General features: G+C 42.4%; 5 protein-coding genes. All 5 read left to right on the top strand.

What is annotated here, in order from left to right:
* Positions 1-4,725: an Eco57I restriction-modification methylase domain-containing protein gene (locus PVA01S_RS17310; protein WP_127608655.1), complete on the top strand. Its 4,725-nt coding sequence runs from the start codon at positions 1-3 to the stop codon at positions 4,723-4,725.
* A 38-nt stretch (positions 4,726-4,763) separates the two neighbouring features.
* On the top strand, positions 4,764-11,111 hold the full coding sequence (locus PVA01S_RS17305; RefSeq protein ID WP_127608654.1) for a DEAD/DEAH box helicase: 6,348 nt from the start codon (positions 4,764-4,766) through the stop codon (positions 11,109-11,111).
* Positions 11,111-13,201, top strand: a complete 2,091-nt coding sequence (locus PVA01S_RS17300; protein ID WP_127608653.1) for a UvrD-helicase domain-containing protein — start codon at positions 11,111-11,113, stop codon at positions 13,199-13,201. Before PVA01S_RS17305 ends, PVA01S_RS17300 begins: the two co-directional genes overlap by 1 nt.
* 508 nt (positions 13,202-13,709) lie before the next feature.
* Complete coding sequence (locus PVA01S_RS17295) at positions 13,710-15,026, top strand: reverse transcriptase/maturase family protein (protein WP_218029644.1); 1,317 nt, start codon at positions 13,710-13,712, stop codon at positions 15,024-15,026.
* Between the two features lie 178 nt (positions 15,027-15,204).
* Positions 15,205-17,889 (top strand): DEAD/DEAH box helicase, encoded by a 2,685-nt coding sequence (locus PVA01S_RS17290; protein ID WP_127608651.1) that lies wholly within the window; start codon positions 15,205-15,207, stop codon positions 17,887-17,889.
* The last annotated feature ends 103 nt before the right edge of the window (positions 17,890-17,992 follow it).

The raw sequence follows: 17,992 nt of genomic DNA, 5'->3' as shown, positions 1-17,992 counted from the left end.
ATGGCAATTGATTTAACTGGAATCAGGAATGTGAACGAGTATTATACCAACCATTATTTGAATTCGATCTTTGAAGAGAATGCGGCTGAATCGATCAGCACTTGGCGGACAACGGCAAAGGAAAACGAAAACATTCGGACTCCTTGGTCGTTGCTACGCGAGTCTGGACAACACTATTATGTCATGCGCGATAGAAGCTCCCGCGCACGTTCGTCACAAAGGTATCTTCTTATTCGGGATATGGCCGATATATATATGGCTGCACTTGGCTATGAAAAATCGGAATCCTTTACAATACCACTAGATGATGGGCAGAATCATGCCCACATCTATTCGGAAATAAAAAAGCACAACGGAGCACCGTTGCTCTGGATCATGCTGTCACATTCAGATTCAGATGAAGACACCGCGTTGTTGCATGAATATTGTTTTGATGCAACTTCGGTTGAAGGTCATGAAGGGAATAAGTCATATTTTACTAACGAAGATATGGCGACCAAACTGTTCTTTTCCCTGCCGGAGCCCCCCCGGTGGTTGATTGTGATTGGCGAAAATGCAATCGCACTCCTTGATCGGAACAAGTGGAATGAGAAAAGATACTTAGAATTCGACATCGAGGAGATATTCCGCCGCCGTGAAGAGAGTACGTTGCAGGCGATGAGTGTCTTATTGCACAGGGAAAGTCTGTGTCCTGAAGAAGGGAATCCACTGTTGGATGCCCTTGAAGAAAACAGCCATAAGCACGCTAGTGGGGTTTCCCAGGACTTAAAATATGCATTGCGAGAATCGATCGAACTGCTTGGCAACGAAGTTCTTTATGATCGGACCCATCGACTAGGGATAGACCTTAGGGAAAATCCCGTTGATGCTGGAGATTTATCTATTCAATGCCTGCGTTTTATGTATCGGATGTTGTTTATGCTTTTTATCGAAGCTCGACCTGAACTCGGTTATGCTCCGATGAAATCGCAAGCTTATGTGCAGGGGTATTCCCTTGAGAGCCTAAGGGACATTGCAGATTCTGTTCGAGAAGAAACTAGCGAAGTCGGAGAGGGATATTTCCTGCAGGAAACCCTTTCGCAGCTGTTCGATTTAATATACAACGGTTACCCCAAGACTGAGGAAGAATTGAAGGAATTGTCTTCTTCGGAGTCCTTACATCACCTGTTTGTAATTGAGCCTCTAAAGGCACATATATTCGACCCGGAATATACACCTCTTCTTACGATTGCCAAATTGAGAAATCGCGTGATGCTTAAGATAATTGATCTAATGAGCATCACTCGTCCCACAGGGAGAAGAAACGACCGTCGCGGTCGTATTTCCTATGCGGCTCTAGGCATCAACCAGATGGGGGCTATATACGAAGCCTTGTTGTCGTATCGTGGGTTTATTGCGCAGGAAACCTTATTTGAAGTCAAGCGAGCGCGTGATGAAATTGATGAACTGGATGTAGGGTATTTTGTCCCGGAGCATGAACTCGAGAATTATACAGAGGACGAACGTGCCCGTCATTCGGATGGAAAGCTGCGCAAATATGAGAAGGGCGCATTTATTTATCGTCTTGCCGGACGTGAACGCGAAAAATCCGCTTCCTACTACACGCCTGAAGTTCTCACGAAATGTCTGGTTAAGTATGCTCTAAAAGAATTGCTTGAAGGAAAAACGGCCGACGAAATTCTAAATCTCACCATCTGTGAGCCCGCCATGGGCAGTGCTGCATTCTTGAATGAAGCCATCAATCAGCTGGCAGAGACTTATCTAGACAAGAAGCAGAAGGAGCTTGGGGAATCGATCTCTCATGAGGAGCGATTCAATCAGCTGCAGAAAGTCAAGATGTATATAGCAGATCATAATGTATACGGCATTGACTTGAACCCGATTGCCGTAGAGCTCGCGGAGGTTTCGTTATGGCTGAATACCATCCATAAGGGCGGTTACGTGCCATGGTTCGGAACGCAGCTGGTATGCGGCAACTCTTTGATTGGAGCGAGAAGACAGTGCTATCGGATCGAACAGCTGCAAACCGCTTCCAGAGGTATACGCTGGTACGATAATGCACCGGATCGTGTTCCCATGGACCATAAACGGATGTCCAGAAAGCAGGTGTATCATTTCCTGACGGGCGATCCCGGTATGGCAAGCTATACGGATAAAGTCATTAAAGAACTTGCGCCTAATGAATTGAAATCGATAAAAGATTGGAACAAGAAGTTTACCCGGCCATATGATGAGGACGATATCCAAAACCTATTGCGCTTGTCCGGAATTATTGATGAATTGTGGGAAAAGCAGGTTAAGTTGCGTAATGAAGTGAATGATAAAACATTTGATGCCATTACAGTTTATGGTCAGAAGGCAGAAATGGAATCGTCTCGTACGACAATCCGCGAGAAGGACTTGATCTATAAAACGCTCTATAAATCAGAGGAGCAGATCAATGCAGGGCCCTATGCAAGGCTCAAATTTGCAATGGACTATTGGTGTTCGCTTTGGTTCTGGCCTATCGACAAAGCGGATCTTATGCCCTCGAGAAGCGAATTTATCGCGGATATGTATTTGATACTGGAAGGCACAATTCAAACCTATAAGGGTGTTAGTGAAACTGTAAAAATGGGTCAGCTTTCCTTGTTCCCAACCGAACATGAACAACTGGTTATAGATATTAATGAATTGTATTCAGGCATGGGCATAGTGGATATTCCCAAACTGTGCCAGCAGCAACCTCGTCTTGCGTTAGTAAAGGAAATTGCAGACAAGCAGAAGTTTTTGCACTGGGAGTTGGAGTTTGCAAACTTGTTTGCCGAGCGAGGTGGGTTTGATCTGATAATCGGAAATCCGCCATGGATTAAGTTGGAATGGAATGAACAGGGTATACTTTCCGATCAACAGCCTATGTTTGCAATTAAAAACCTATCAGCGACGCAAATAACATATAATAGGGCGGAAGCTCTTAAAAATGTTACTACAAAAGAGTTGTATTTAAGTGAATATGAGAGCATTTTGGGCACACAGAACTTTTTGAATGCCATTCAGAATTATTCCGATCTTAAAGGGCAACAACCTAATCTTTATAAATGTTTTCTACCTCAATCTTGGGATTTTTGTAGGGGAATGGGTGTTTCTGCTTTTATACACCCTGATGGTGTTTATGACGATCCTAATGGTGGAACTTTAAGGGAAAAGTTATATCGTAAAGTTAGAAAGCATTTTCAATTTATTAATGAAAAACTACTTTTTACAGACATTGGCCATCCTACCGTGTTTAGCTTAAATATTTATATAAATACTAATTCAAAAAAAGTCGGTTTCGATATGATTTCCAATCTCTTTGATCCTTTAACTATTGATTTATGTTACCAATCTAATGGTGAAGGGGTAGCAGAAGGAATTAAAAACAAAAATAACGAATGGAACGTTGCAGGGCATAAGGATCGTATTATCTCCATTCATGAAGAAGATTTATATACATTTGCATGCATATTTGGTGAGGAAGCAAATTACTTGCAGACCAGAGTAATGGCACTACATACAATTCAGCTCCTTCAAACAGTTAGATGTTTTGCAAATACTGATGATCATGAAGTACATGTAAGAGATAGGGATGTATTTCCTAGTGAATTGTGGCATGAAACATACTCTCAAAATGATGGAACTATAGATAGAAACACCAAATTTCCAGACGATAATCTTGGACTTATATGCTCAGGTCCACATATTGCAGTAAGTAATCCTTATGCGAAAACACCACGTCGTATTTGTATACAAAAGGCTGATTATGAAACAATAGACCTTTCTTCGATTGACAGTCAGTATATACAAAGAACAAATTATTCTCCGATTTGCTCTATTGAAGAGTATGCGAAAAGGAGTCCAGTGACACCATGGGGAGAAAAATATCTTTTAAGTTATCGACTAGTTTGTAGGAAAATGCTCAATCTAAAACAAGAGAGAACAATGAACTGTGCTATAATTCCACCCAATGTTGGACATATTCATGGTTTGATTGGGTTTGTGTTTAGGAATTTAGAAGACATGATTTTGTCATGTGGATTATGGTCGTCAATTCCATATGATTTTATTATTAAGGTTATGGGGAAGTCTAATTGTAATATAGATAGCATCGCCGGTTTGCCAATCGTATTATCAGAATTTAATCAAGAATTGATTCTGCGAACTTTGTTACTAAATTGTATAACTGAATATTATAGTGAGTTATGGAAAAAACAATTCAATAGTAAGTTTATTAGCATATCATGGTCTAAATCGGACCCTCGTTTACGACCCGAAAAGTTTACATCCCTCAATCCTGAATGGACATGGGGAACACCATTACGCACTGACTATGAACGCAGACAAGCACTTGTAGAGATTGATGTTCTAACCGCAATGGCATTGGGGATGACACTGGAACAACTGAAAACCATATATCGCATCCAATTCCCTGTATTACAGCAATACGAAGCGGATACATGGTACGATCAAAATGGTAGAATCGTATTTACTAACAACCGCAGTTTAACAGGGGTAGGGTTCAGCCGTGCAGAGTTTGAACCGATTAAGCATGGACAAGCGGGTGAAAAGTTCTATCGCACAATTACCGATGATACGATGCCCGGTGGCCCTGTAGAGCGCACCATTGAATATGTGGCCCCCTTTGATCGATGTGATCGGGAACAGGATTACGAGACAGCGTGGGCATTCTTTGAGAAAAAATATAAATAATAGTATTTTCTACGTCGTTACTAAGGGGGAGATTGTACTTGATACCTTCAGTGCTTGCAAGGCAATTGCAGGGAGGGTTATGCGATTATATCGAAACGACCTTCCCAATGTCGAATTACGCATTCAAAGGTACTTTGTCGAAGATGCTGGATACGAAGAACGCCGTATTCCGCGATCCGTATGTCGCCGTGCGTCTGCCGTTCAGGGTAGCGGAGGAGGAGTCCGTTCAATTTGATGCGATCCATCCCAAACACAAACCCTATTTGCATCAACAACGGGCATTCGAACGGCTAACAGGGGAAGACGGGCGATCCACTTTGATTGCGACAGGGACGGGTAGCGGTAAGACGGAATGTTTCCTCTATCCTATCTTGGAGTATTGTTACCGTCACCGCGGCGAACCTGGTATTAAGGCACTGATCATCTATCCGATGAACGCCCTCGCTTCTGACCAAGCGAAACGCATTGCAGAGCTTATCGATGAAAGTCCGGAATTACGCGGAAATGTTAGCGCCGGTATGTACGTAGGAGGGTATGAGGCGAAGGCCTCTCGTACGATGAGCAAGGATCGGATTATTACCGATCATGAAACGTTGTTGGCAAATCCTCCGGATATCCTGTTGACCAATTACAAAATGCTTGATTATTTATTAGTACGTCCGAAAGACGCGTCGTTATGGGCAGCCAATCGTCCTGACACTTTGAAATATATAGCTGTTGATGAACTTCATACCTTTGACGGAGCACAGGGTACGGATTTAGCTTGCTTATTGAGACGTCTAAAAGCTCGACTATATACGCAGCAAGGTTATTTGTGCTGTGTGGGAACATCAGCAACGATGGGGTCTAAAGAAAGTGCACGATATATCAGAGACTATGCCAGCAGCATCTTTGGCGAGGCCTTCGAGGAAAACGCGGTTATTACAGAAGATCGATTGACTGCTTCGGAATTTTTCTCGGGGCATGAGATGGAAGACTTCTCTTTTCCTTCGGAAGAACAATGCCAGAAGCTGGTGTCGCTTATCAACGAAGGAGAGTTGGAGGCCTATCTGCAAGGCGCGGCTGAATGCTGGTTTGAAGATCGATTTGACAAATCGAATATCATGAATGCCGATGCAAGGCTTAGAATGGGCCGGCAATTAATGAAGCACAGCTTCATGCAGGATATGCTGGGGCTCATGGAAAACAACTATGTTCATGTAGAATATATCTGCGAGCAACTCAAAGAGAGATTTCCTCATATTTCGAGGTTGAGCAATCCCTCAATCGCACTTGATGCATTATTTGCTTTGATTTCTCATGCAAGAATCGGAACAGAAGGAAGTTTGCGCAAATTAGTGGATGTTCAGGTGCAGTTTTGGATGAGGGAACTCAGGCGATTACTTGCCAAAGTCAGTGAAGATCATATTGAGTATGCACTTGCAACAGACTTGAATGAACATCAGGCGAAACAATATTTGCCTGTCGTTAACTGTCGGGATTGCGGGGAGACCGGTTGGGTTGGTATCCTGAATGAAAGAAATAATATGGCAATGGTTAACTTGGACACCTTCTATAATTTGTATTTTAGCCAAGATAGTAAAGTGAAAATGGTCTACCCTTCCAATGAAAAAGCCAAACCACCGGGTATGATTCCAGCCCGTCTATGTACGGATTGTCTACAGCTTGACCTGGGGGAGGGAGGCAAGCACTGTTCTTCTTGTGGGAATAGAAGCATTTCGGTTCTATTGCCGCTAAACAATATTGTAGGTAAAGGTGAAAACAAGCAATTTTTTTGTCCGTTTTGCAACAGTAGGCATGGATTGTCCCTAATGGGTTTGAGGAGTGCCACGGCTATTAGTGCGGAAGTTACTCAACTATACTCTTCAAAATTCAATGACGATAAGAAACTGCTTGCTTTCTCTGATAATGTCCAGGATGCTGCACACAGAGCGGGATTTTTTAATTCCCGTACGTGGAAATTTGGTTTACGCGGTGCCATTCAACGGTTTGCCCTTCGTGAAGGAAAAGGATTATCCCTGGATCAATTTCAAATGCGGTTTATTGAATACTGGCACAAGAACCTGACGAATGAAGAATTCGTTAGTTTTTTCATTGCGCCTAATATGACTTGGATGAGCGCCTATGAAAGAATGAAAACAGCAGGAGTTCTTGGGCATGGCGTTGAGGCAAATCGCCTCATGGAAGGAATAGAAAAACGAATCAAATATGAGATTATGCTGGAATATGGAATGAGTTCCCGCATCGGCAGAACACTGGAAAAGTCTGGCTGTTCCGTATTAAGCTTCGATGGGGACAAAATCGGAGAATTAGCGGATCGGATAAGGGAAAGAACCATAAATGAGCTGGGCGCGCTAACCAAGAGTCAGCCTGAACTCTTCCAACGTATGGTTGTTGGGTTTTTACATATCATGCGGTCAAATGGAGCTTTTCATGATTCCGTCTTTAATACATTTACCATGAATGAGGGGAAAGCTTATCTACTCTCAAATGACAAAACAAAATGGATGCCGGGTACAGCGGCAGGACGAAATATCCCCCGTTTTATTTATAAGCTGAATGAAGGTTCGAAACGGCTTTGGAGCTTTGATGCGCTTAAGGGGAATTCTAAATACGCCTACTGGATCGATGCTTGCATTGACGAACCCTTAATAGGTGAAGATGTTGCGGAACATATTGCAGAAATTATATTGAGTGAACTTATCAGGGGAGGTATTGTTGAAACGCTCCCGTCACCGCCCGCTTACGCAGTTTATGCCATTAATAAATCTGCCGTTCGTATTTCAATAGATGTGAGCCAGTTGGTTTGTGATCAATGTGGCACAGGTGTCTCAGCTTCAGAAGAGAATAGGACCTCGTGGGTCGGAGCACCTTGTATTCGCCATACTTGTGGTGGCCATTTGGTTGAAGACGAAGAACAGGAGCTTGGCTACTATGGAAAACTATACTGTAATGGCGATTTGATTCGTGTTAATGCGCGGGAGCATACGGGCTTATTAGAGCGGGATAATCGTGAAGAGCTGGAACGCATATTTAAACGAAACATTGACGAACGGAAGCCATGGGATGCCAATTTACTTTCCTGTACCCCCACATTGGAGATGGGGATTGACATTGGCGACTTGTCTACCGTAGTGTTGTGCAGTATGCCCCCTGCGCAGGCCCAATTCTTGCAAAGAACTGGCCGTGCGGGACGTAAAGATGGCAATGCGTTGACGATTGTAGTATCGAATGCAAGACCTCATGATCTTTACTTTTATGCTGAACCGATGGAGATGATTCAGGGTACGGTTCAACCGCCCAAAATCTATCTTCGTGCTTCCGCAGTGCTGGAGCGTCAATTCGTTGCCTATTGCATGGACAGTTGGATCAAACGGGGGGTGCCGGATAAGGCAATTCCGGATCGTGTGGGAATCTGCTTGAACAAGTTGACGCAACGCTCCCCCGATATATATCCTTTTAACTTTCTGCAATTTGTACAGAGCAACCTTTCAAGCCTCATTCGAACCTTCATACAACTATTTGATCGCTCAAATGATGGACTGGATGAGGATTCGATTCGGGAACTTGAACGTTTTGCTAAGGGCAATGGTCTGGAAGAAAGTCCGATGCATATGAAAATTCTGGAGGCGTTCGAATCCCTACTATCGCAAAGAGATTCATTATATACGAATATAAAGCAATTGAAAGAATTAACTAAAATTATTGAGAATAGGCCGAAAGACTCGTCGTACGAGGAAGAAATCAAAGAGTTGAAGAGCGAATTATATGCTCTCAGTAATGTAGTCAAGAGTCTCAACAACAAGAACGTGTATAATTTCATGTCAGATGAGGGACTTCTGCCAAACTATGCTTTTCCGGAAGCGGGAATCGTCTTGAAGGCTGTACTCTTTCGAAAAGAAGAGCCTGCGGGCAACGAAGAGGAGAATAAGAATCGCAAATACGAAAAGATGGTCTTTGAATATAGCAGAAGTGCCTCATCCGCACTGAGTGAATTTGCACCAGCCAATAACTTTTATGTGGATGGAAAGAAGCTGCAAATTAATCAGATTGACACGACGACGGCTCAGCCGACGAAATGGCGGCTTTGTCCGAACTGTTCACACGCCGAGGAGAATACACACCTTACGCATGCTGCCGCATGCCCGAGATGTGGTAGCCCTGGATGGGCAGATGCTGGTCAGGTTAGAACGATGCTTAAAGTCAAGATGGTATACTCCAATATGCCGTATGACAAAGCCCAAATCGGCGATGAAAGTGATGATCGCAGCTCGGTATTCTACTGTAAGCAATTGCTTGTGGATGTCGACGAGGATCAAGATATAGTCAAAGCATACCGCATGGATAATGATGAATTTAAATTTGGATACGAGTTCGTAAAGAAAGCTACTCTGAGGGAAATTAACTTCGGCGAAAGTGACGTGCAGGGGGAGAAACTTACGGTTTCCGGAGTAGAAGAGGTAAGAAAAGGGTTCAGGATCTGTAAATACTGCGGCCGTATACAAACGAATAATGGTGCTCCAGATCATACGTTTACATGCCGTGCCAAGAATCCGCAACCGGGAGATCATGAACCCTATGAGGAGTATCTGTTCTTATACCGGGAATTTACAACTGAAGTGTTGAGAATTCTTGTTCCTGCAACAACCCTCGATTTTACAAAGACAAGGCAAGAATCCTTCATTGCAGCGTTCATGCTTGGGATGAAAGAGTACTTCGGAAATGTCGATCATCTGCGAGCGACACTAACGGAAGTTCCAGTACAGGATGCAGGTTATCGCAAACAATACCTCGTACTATTTGATTCAGTACCTGGCGGAACGGGTTACTTGAAGCAATTACTGCAACAAGATCACGCTTTAATTGAAATCTTCGAAAAAGCCCTCACGGTACTTGAAAATTGCAACTGTAAAGAAGATTTGCAGAAGGATGGTTGTTACCGTTGCTTATTTGCTTATCGTCAGAGTCAGAATATAGGCGAAATCTCTAGAAAGACCGCCATTCATTTATTGCGCCAAATACTTAGCGGCAAAGATAATATTGAACAAATTGACAAATTGGGGAACGTTCCCGTGAATTCGCTCTTTGAAAGCGAGCTCGAGCGTCAATTTATCCAAGCTCTTGAGATGATGGGGAATGAGAATAGAACTGTAAAAATTGATAAAGCTCTTATTAATCTTAAGGAAGGCTATTCCTTGAAAGTCGGAGAATGCGCATGGGACATCGAGCCTCAAGTCCTCCTTGACGAGCGATATGGCGTATCCGTAAAATCTCGTGCAGATTTTGTATTATGGCCGAGAAGAAAATTCAGTGGGCAACGGCCGGTTGCAATCTATACGGATGGCTTCTTATTTCATAAGGATAACTGTGCAGATGATACCCTGAAGAGGGAGGCCATTAGAAGAAGCAATCAGTTTCGTGTATGGACTCTAAGCTGGAGAGATATTCAAAGTGCGTTCAATAATCAGGGGGATTACGCCACGTTGACCTTGCTGCCGGAAAATATGCCTTCGGGTTCGTCAATGTACAAGCGAACAGTTGAACACGGTGGTGCGGAAGCATTGCGGCCAGATAAAGCAACTCCAATGGAGCTGCTAATGCACTATTTGGAAATGTCAGAACCGGAGAAGCTGTTTAAGGTTCATGCCAAGGCGGTATCCCTATCCTTATTAGATGCACGTAAAGCTACGGATCGGATTGCTTATGATGAATGGTATGGAAAGATCAAAGAACTACTTGAAGATTTCCAGGGACTTGATTCCGATTTTATATTGAACGAATGTATATTTGGAACTTGGACTCCCCGAATGTCAAACGCTAATCTCAAGATTTTCTCAGGGATCAAGACTTCTGAGATGAAAGAGAAAAAGGGTGATGCACTTCCTATCGTGTGTGCTTTGTTGCAGGATATAAGCGAATCGAGAACTGACAAGTATGAAGCAGATTGGAACGGATTTTGGCAATTTTATAATCTCATGCAGTTTTCGGATAACTTCGTGGGTGTCACGACAGACGGCATTCAACAGTTGATTTACAGCAAATTGCTTAATCTACATAGTCCCGCGAATGATTATGTTGATGAACTGTTATCGTCTGCCCCTGATGAATGGTCGGAAATCAAGCAGAACCTATTTGACGATGAAGCTTCAGAACTAGCCATTAAGTTGCAATCCAAGAATGTAAGAGTTCCTTCATCTGTCGGATATGAGCTAACGGATGTGAAAGATGCTGTTATTGCCGAATGCGAAATGGCTTGGGAATCAGAGAAGGTTGCCGCATTGTTGATGGAGCAAATTGACAGTAAGGATGTATTTGAAAATGCCGGATGGACCGTGTTTACCTTGAATGATGATATTCCATCCGTCATTAAAGGAGGTAAAAGTTAATGGGGAAAGCGGTTGTCGCGATATCCTCGGATTTCCTAACTGCATTTGCGGTGTTGCCAAGACAAATTCAGGGTAAAGTTACCGAATTCATCAATAAATTTAGAAACAATCCACAGTCGCCAGGTATTAACTATGAAAGAATCAAGAATGCGAGTGACAATAAGATTTGCTCTGTTCGTATCGATGATACGTATAGAGGAATTGTTGTTCGACAAGAGGAAACAGGTGTTTATCTTCTCTTATGGGTTGACCATCATGATGACGCATATGCGTGGGCTCAGAGGAAAAAATGTACGATCAATCCAACCACGGGTAACGTGCAAGTATTCGATATAACGATGGAGACCCCAACTGGTTCAATAGAGGAAGACCATCTATTTGTTGGAGTTTCCGATAAAGAACTCTTATCGCTAGGGGTTCCTAAAGAACAACTTCCGTTGGTCCGATCCATCGTGTCCGAGGAAATGCTATTCTCACTGAAACAATCATTCCCGGAAGATGCTTATGAATCTTTAGAATGGCTTGCTAATGGATTTACTGTAGAGGAAGTGTCCCAACTCTTTGAGGACGGGTCTGACGAGACGGGTAAAGATAACAATTTTGCAACGGCCTTAGATCATGCAAGAAGCCAGAAAAACTTTGTCATCATTGAAGGTGAAGACGAACTTCGCCGGATCATGGCAGAACCGTTGGAAAAATGGAGGGTCTTTCTACATCCAACGCAAAAGAAAATTGCAAAAAAAGATTATTCCGGACCTGCCAGTGTCATAGGTGGTGCAGGTACTGGAAAAACTGTCGTAGCCATGCATCGCGCAAAGTATCTAGCCTCACAAATAGATGGTAAAGGGAAAATATTGTTTACCACCTATACTACAAATCTTGCCGGGGATATAAAAGAAAATCTCCGAAAGATTTGTACTGTTGATGAACTGCGACGTATAGAAGTGATTAATCTCGATGCTTGGGTTATGCAGTTTATGCGGGATCAAGGGTTTACATACTCGATCGCATACGATGAACAGCTAAGCGGAATTTGGGATGAGGCCATAATACTTGCAGGTGATTCTTCAGGTCTTACTTCACAATTCTATATGGAGGAATGGACAAAGGTTGTTTCTGTGCAAGAAGCATATACCAAAGAAACCTACATGAAAGCTTCTCGCATTGGTAGAGGTACTCGCCTGGATCGAAAATTGCGAATCCAAGTCTGGAGTGTAATCGAAGAGTTTCAAGCCTTAATGAAAGACAGACAGATCAGAGATTTGGAAACGGCTATGTATGAGTGTAGATTGATGATTCTTAAGAATCCCGGAGTTTTACAATACTCCGCAGTAATTGTAGACGAAGCACAGGACTTAAGTATAAATGCGTTTCGCTTGTTACGTTCAATCGCAGGAGAACAACATAAAAATGATATGTTTATTGTTGGCGATGCCCATCAACGAATTTATAAAAATAAAGTTATCTTATCTAAATGTGGAATAAACGTACGTGGAAGAAGCAGTCGCTTAAGGATTAATTATCGTACCACTGAAGAGATTAGAAAGTATGCGTTTGGACTTTTACGAGGAGTCCCTTTTGATGACCTCGATACTGATAGTGATAGCGGTGATAGTTGCCGATCATTGACCCACGGGATTAAACCTGTAGTAAAAAGCTTTAATTCTGCATTAGAAGAACTGGGCTTTATCATAGATGAGATCAAAAGGCTACATTCATTAGGGACGGATTTCAAGAACATATGTATAGTTGCACGTACGCATAAACTGCTTGATGATTATATTTCCGGTTTATCAGCTATTGGAATCAGAACATATGAAATCAAGCGTAATAAAATTGATGATAGAAATATAGAGGGAGTTCGTGTGGCAACCATGCATCGTGTTAAGGGACTTGAGTTCAAACATGTATTTGTTGCCGCGGTGAACAAACGCATTGTTCCGCTGCATACTGCTATTGATACGACCGATTCCGTGACAGAAGAAGAATCCGTAACAGCAGAAAAATGTTTGTTGTATGTTGCGCTAACCCGTGCACAAGAAACAGCCTATATTACGAGTTATGGACTGCAATCGGAATTGATAATCTAAAAATTCGAATGGTTAATGGTTAACTAACATTTTTTGGTGTTTGGAGTTGAACCTGGTACTTGAAGGCTAATAGTAAAATACTAGTGGTTTTTAGTATGGTCATTAAAGATCCTAAACACGAAAGTAGCTGAGGGATGCTGTGATTAATGCACTATTAGTTGAGTGAATGAGCATAACAATTTTTTGTCGAATTTTAGTTTGCCAAATCTATGAAACTATGATATTATTATTTTGCCTTGCAGACCTGCTGTAAGGGGTGGAGATTGAAGTCAAGGGTCTGGCGAGCAGTAGCACGCACAAGACACACTGACACAGTTCACTGGTGGACACGAACTCACACATCAACCAACAAGCACTCCACATTGAACACGCCTCCTCAACTATCATAGCATAGTTGTTCATGCGTAATGTACGGGTGGCTGCAATACAATTACATCATACCTGCCAACTTAGGGATGCTACCCCCCCGTGTTGGCAGGTATTGCACTTTATGGGGGACTATATGACTGTGGATGAGTGGAAGAAAAAGGTGAAATTCCGTGGCTATGCCCATTTCGATAGAAAAATAACCATAAATGAAGCATGGGATTATATCTCTGATCCACTAAAAATAAAAACTCATGGATTTCTTCCTTTTATCCACCATACATTGAAAATTACGAAGTATAGTAAATCCAAAGGTAAGACTACCAAAGACCGTGAAATTTGTTATTCCGCACACATGGATCGGTATATCTATCAGTACTACGCTTATCTATTAAATGAAGAATATAATAAAAGAGTAACTATTGACGGTCTTGATCAATGCTCGATTGCGTACCGCAACAATCTGCACATGAATAATATTCATTTTGCTAAACAGGCTTTTGACAAAATAAAAGAACTTAAAGAATGCTATGTCGTCATCGGGGACTTTAAAAGCTTTTTCGACAGCCTTGACCATCAATACTTAAAAAAGCGAATGTGTGAGCTGCTTCAAAAAGACAAGCTTCCTAACGATTATTATGCGGTATTTAAAAACATCACTAAATATTCAACATGGGAATTATCCGACCTTTTGAAAGAAAATGGGCATTTGTTAAATCTTTCTGGAATTAAGCGACTAAACAAACAAGAATTGGCGATACCTTGGAGTAAATTTAAGGCCTTAAAGAAGGACATGGTTACTCCTAACAAAAAATCAGTTGGAATTCCACAGGGTTCGGCAATTAGTGCTGTATTGTCAAATATATATATGCTTGAGTTTGATGCAAAGATAAACTCGTATGTTTCTTCTAAAGACGGTATGTATATGAGGTATAGCGATGATTTTATTGTTATACTTCCGAAAGATAAGGCACTGCTACTTAATCAAGAACTTGCATTTTTATTGTCAATTATACAAGCAACTCCTTCACTGGTATTGGAACCTAATAAGACCCAACTTTTCGAATATAGTCAAGGTAACATAGATTCATTTGAAATCCGAGATGATTTAATATGCAAGACAGAAAAAAAGAGAATTGATTACTTAGGTTTTTCCTTCGACGGGACTGCTGTAACTATTAGGGATAAGACAATTTCCAAGTATTATAATAAGTTAAATCGGAATATAAAGAAGGTTCTGAAAAGCAAAGATGATTCAAAAACAAAAGTAATAATAAAAAGCATGCGTCTCTATCGGAAGTTTGGATATCATGAGGTTAGCAAGGATTTGAAAAATAGAAACTTCCTTAGTTATGTCGATAGGGCTGAACGAATATTTGGACCTTTGGAACGGGTTAACGTAGTAAAGTCAAGACACATACAGAAGATTAGAAAGAAATTGAAAAACCATGAAAGTTGACGATCATAGTGGTCGTCTTTTTTTGTGTTAATTCACATAAACAAGGACTAACTGCCTATATTGTCGAATTAGCAGCAAGGGGGTTTTATTCCATGAGAACGTATATTCTATGACAACATGTTGTCTAATCAGTATGTTCTAATATGATCAGCAGACATTAGCGTTGGAGGGATTAGGAATGGCATTTCTGAAATGTTCCGAATGCACGAGTATGCTGAAGGCGATTCAAATTTCTAATAAGATCAGTCAAGTCGGGGAGCAACGACTGCTTGAATATTCGCCAACCGGGATCAAATGCTTAGACTGGACTCCTGTAATTGAAAACCTCCGAGGATACGAAGAGGGAATTTACTGCCCTTCTTGTTTTGCTATCGTTCCTTTAGAGAAAGAAGAATTTATTCTATGTGAAGATAACCGAATTCCCGGCGTAGTAAGTCATGAATTTTCATCAGAAGATGTACTGGATAAGCTGAAGGAGTTGGCAGAGGAAGAGGCCGCCGAGATTTATGTACATACACTTCCTGCGAAAGAAGCTACTTTTGCGGATATTCCTGAATCTACACCGGAGCCCATCAAGGACGCCTTACATCGAATGGGAATTACACAGTTATATACTCACCAAGCACAAACAGCCGATGCAGTCCATTCTGGTTCGAATGTTGTCTTGGTCACTTCAACATCATCTGGAAAGACGTTGTCCTATAACCTGCCGATTCTTAGCCGGTTGTATAATCATCCTGAAGAACGGGCATTGTACATATTTCCTACCAAGGCATTAGCTAATGATCAACTAGATCAAATCAGACGTTTTGGTACGGATGAAACGAAGGATCAATCATCCTTGGATGAGTGGTTTGAAACTCAATTGCACTTAGGAGATCGCCTGATTCATATCGGCCGGCTGGATGGGGATACCGAGAATGGGCCGCGGCAGCGAATCATGGAAAAAGCACAGGTATGGATGACGAATCCGGATATGATTCATTACTCCATTCTCGGGCAAGTTCAGAAGGTGAAGTATGCGACCGCACATCACATTCGAAATTATCTTCGGAACCTCAAATTTATAGTGCTTGATGAGATGCATATGTACCGAGGTACATTCGGAAGTCATGTCGCATTGGTACTCAGACGCCTGCTTAAGGTTTGTCGAGAACTTGGTAATACTCACAATATCCAGATTATTACGAGCTCAGCAACGATTGAAAATCCTATTAGATTAGCAGAGGATCTTACAGGTCTTAGCGGATTCACCCTCATCAATACAGATGGTTCCGCCCATCAGAAAAAGGGGATCGTCCTCTGGAATCCCGGTATGTCAGCCGATGAACAAGTCCGCCGCGCGCCTTCTACCGATGCCATTACGATGGCGAAACAGATCATGACTGTTGATCAGAAAGTGATTAAGAGCATCATTTTTCAACCTTCTCGCAGCCAGACTATGGTATTTACCCGTTATATCAAAGACGTCTTGCGCCAGCCTCTCCGACTACCAAAAGAGAAAGTGGAAGGAGAAAAACTCGCGGCATTTTATACCGGAATACTGCCGAATGATACTCGGAAACGGATTATTGAGAGACTCAAGTCCCACGACATTCATGTCATTATTACTACCAATGCCCTTGAAGTCGGGATTGATATCGGTGATTTGAGTCTTGCCGTTCTTGTTGGTTATCCCGGATCGAAAGCGGCATTCTCCCAACAGATCGGACGTGTTGGCCGCAAAGGCGAGGGTGTTGCCATACTGATCTGGCAGGATGAACCGCTTCAGCAGTATTACATGCGTAACCCGCTTGAATTTATCCATAAAGCTCCCGAGGTAGTTAGGATTAATCCAACAAATTACAAGTTGTTAGCCATGCACATCCCGTTACTAAGAGAAGAGCTCGGGAGAGAAGTCACGAAGGAAGACTTGCAGGACATGTTTCCTGGATTACTCGAAGATTATATTGAGACTGTACTGCAAGTAGCTGCAACAGCTAACGATGAGGCGATCGTTGATGACAAGTTTAGTCTTCGATCAATGTCTGGTAAAAATTACAGCGTAACCATTCGGGGACAAAATCAAACGATAGTAGACAGTTTGGATGAGTGGAGTGCTCTTCGTGATTTTTATGAAGGCGCGATCTATTGGACTCCTGGAGAGAAAGGCTATCGAGTAGACTCTATCAATCGCAGAAAAGGTGAAATTATTGTATTGCCTATTCAGGAACTAACCTATTACACTCAATCTACTTATCGCGATATCATCGATATTATGCAGACTTATCAGAAGCAACACATCGAAGGAATCGATATGGCTTATGGTGAACTGGAGATTAAGCGGAGTGTCTTCGGTTATAAAAAAGTTTACTTCGGACAGAAGCATGAGTCTGAGCAGGTTCAATTGGATCATCCGTCCGTCACCCGATTCACTCCGGAAGGAATGTGGGTTACACTAACGGATTCTCAATGGAGCCAATTGAAAAATGGCATCCAGGAGTTAGCGGATGAGGGCAGATCCATCGACTTATTGGCTGAAGCTTCCCTTCACGCTGCAGGTCACGCTATGACTTCGGTTATTCCTGACCTCATCATTTGTGACGCTAATGACTTTACAGGCTTTTCGGCGAGTGGGATGACGGCTTTTGCTAATAGACCTGTTATCGGCTTCTATGGTGAGAACGGGTCCGGCCTCGGAACCATTGAGGCGATCTATGAGAAACTTCCGCAAGTGCTTCGAAAAGCTCTTGAACTTATTGAGAGCTGCCCTTGTGCCGAAGGATGTCCTAGCTGCGTGCAGCTCCCAGGTAAAGGGAATATTGAATTGTTCAAACCTGGAGCCAAAATGCTGCTGAAGATTTTGATAGAAGGGATCGATTAAGAATGCCTGTAATCTGCTCCGCCTGCGGAGGCCAAAGACCTTACGGGGACTTCGTTCAAATCAGCTATAAGGCAGATCCGGAGGGCTATTACCGTAAGATTCA

It is taken from the genome of Paenibacillus validus NBRC 15382 (assembly GCF_004000985.1).
GTDB lineage: Bacteria > Bacillota > Bacilli > Paenibacillales > NBRC-103111 > Paenibacillus_G > Paenibacillus_G validus.
Note: the sequence above shows the minus strand (reverse complement) of the source record. Positions and strands in the feature narration are given on the sequence as shown.

What these genes read in the sequence shown, in the direction of transcription:
- PVA01S_RS17310 (WP_127608655.1), top strand. Translation starts at nt 1, where the DNA reads ATGGCAATTGATTTAACTGGAATCAGGAATGTGAACGAGTATTATACC.
- PVA01S_RS17300 (WP_127608653.1), top strand. Translation starts at nt 11,111, where the DNA reads ATGGGGAAAGCGGTTGTCGCGATATCCTCGGATTTCCTAACTGCATTT.
- PVA01S_RS17290 (WP_127608651.1), top strand. Translation starts at nt 15,205, where the DNA reads ATGGCATTTCTGAAATGTTCCGAATGCACGAGTATGCTGAAGGCGATT.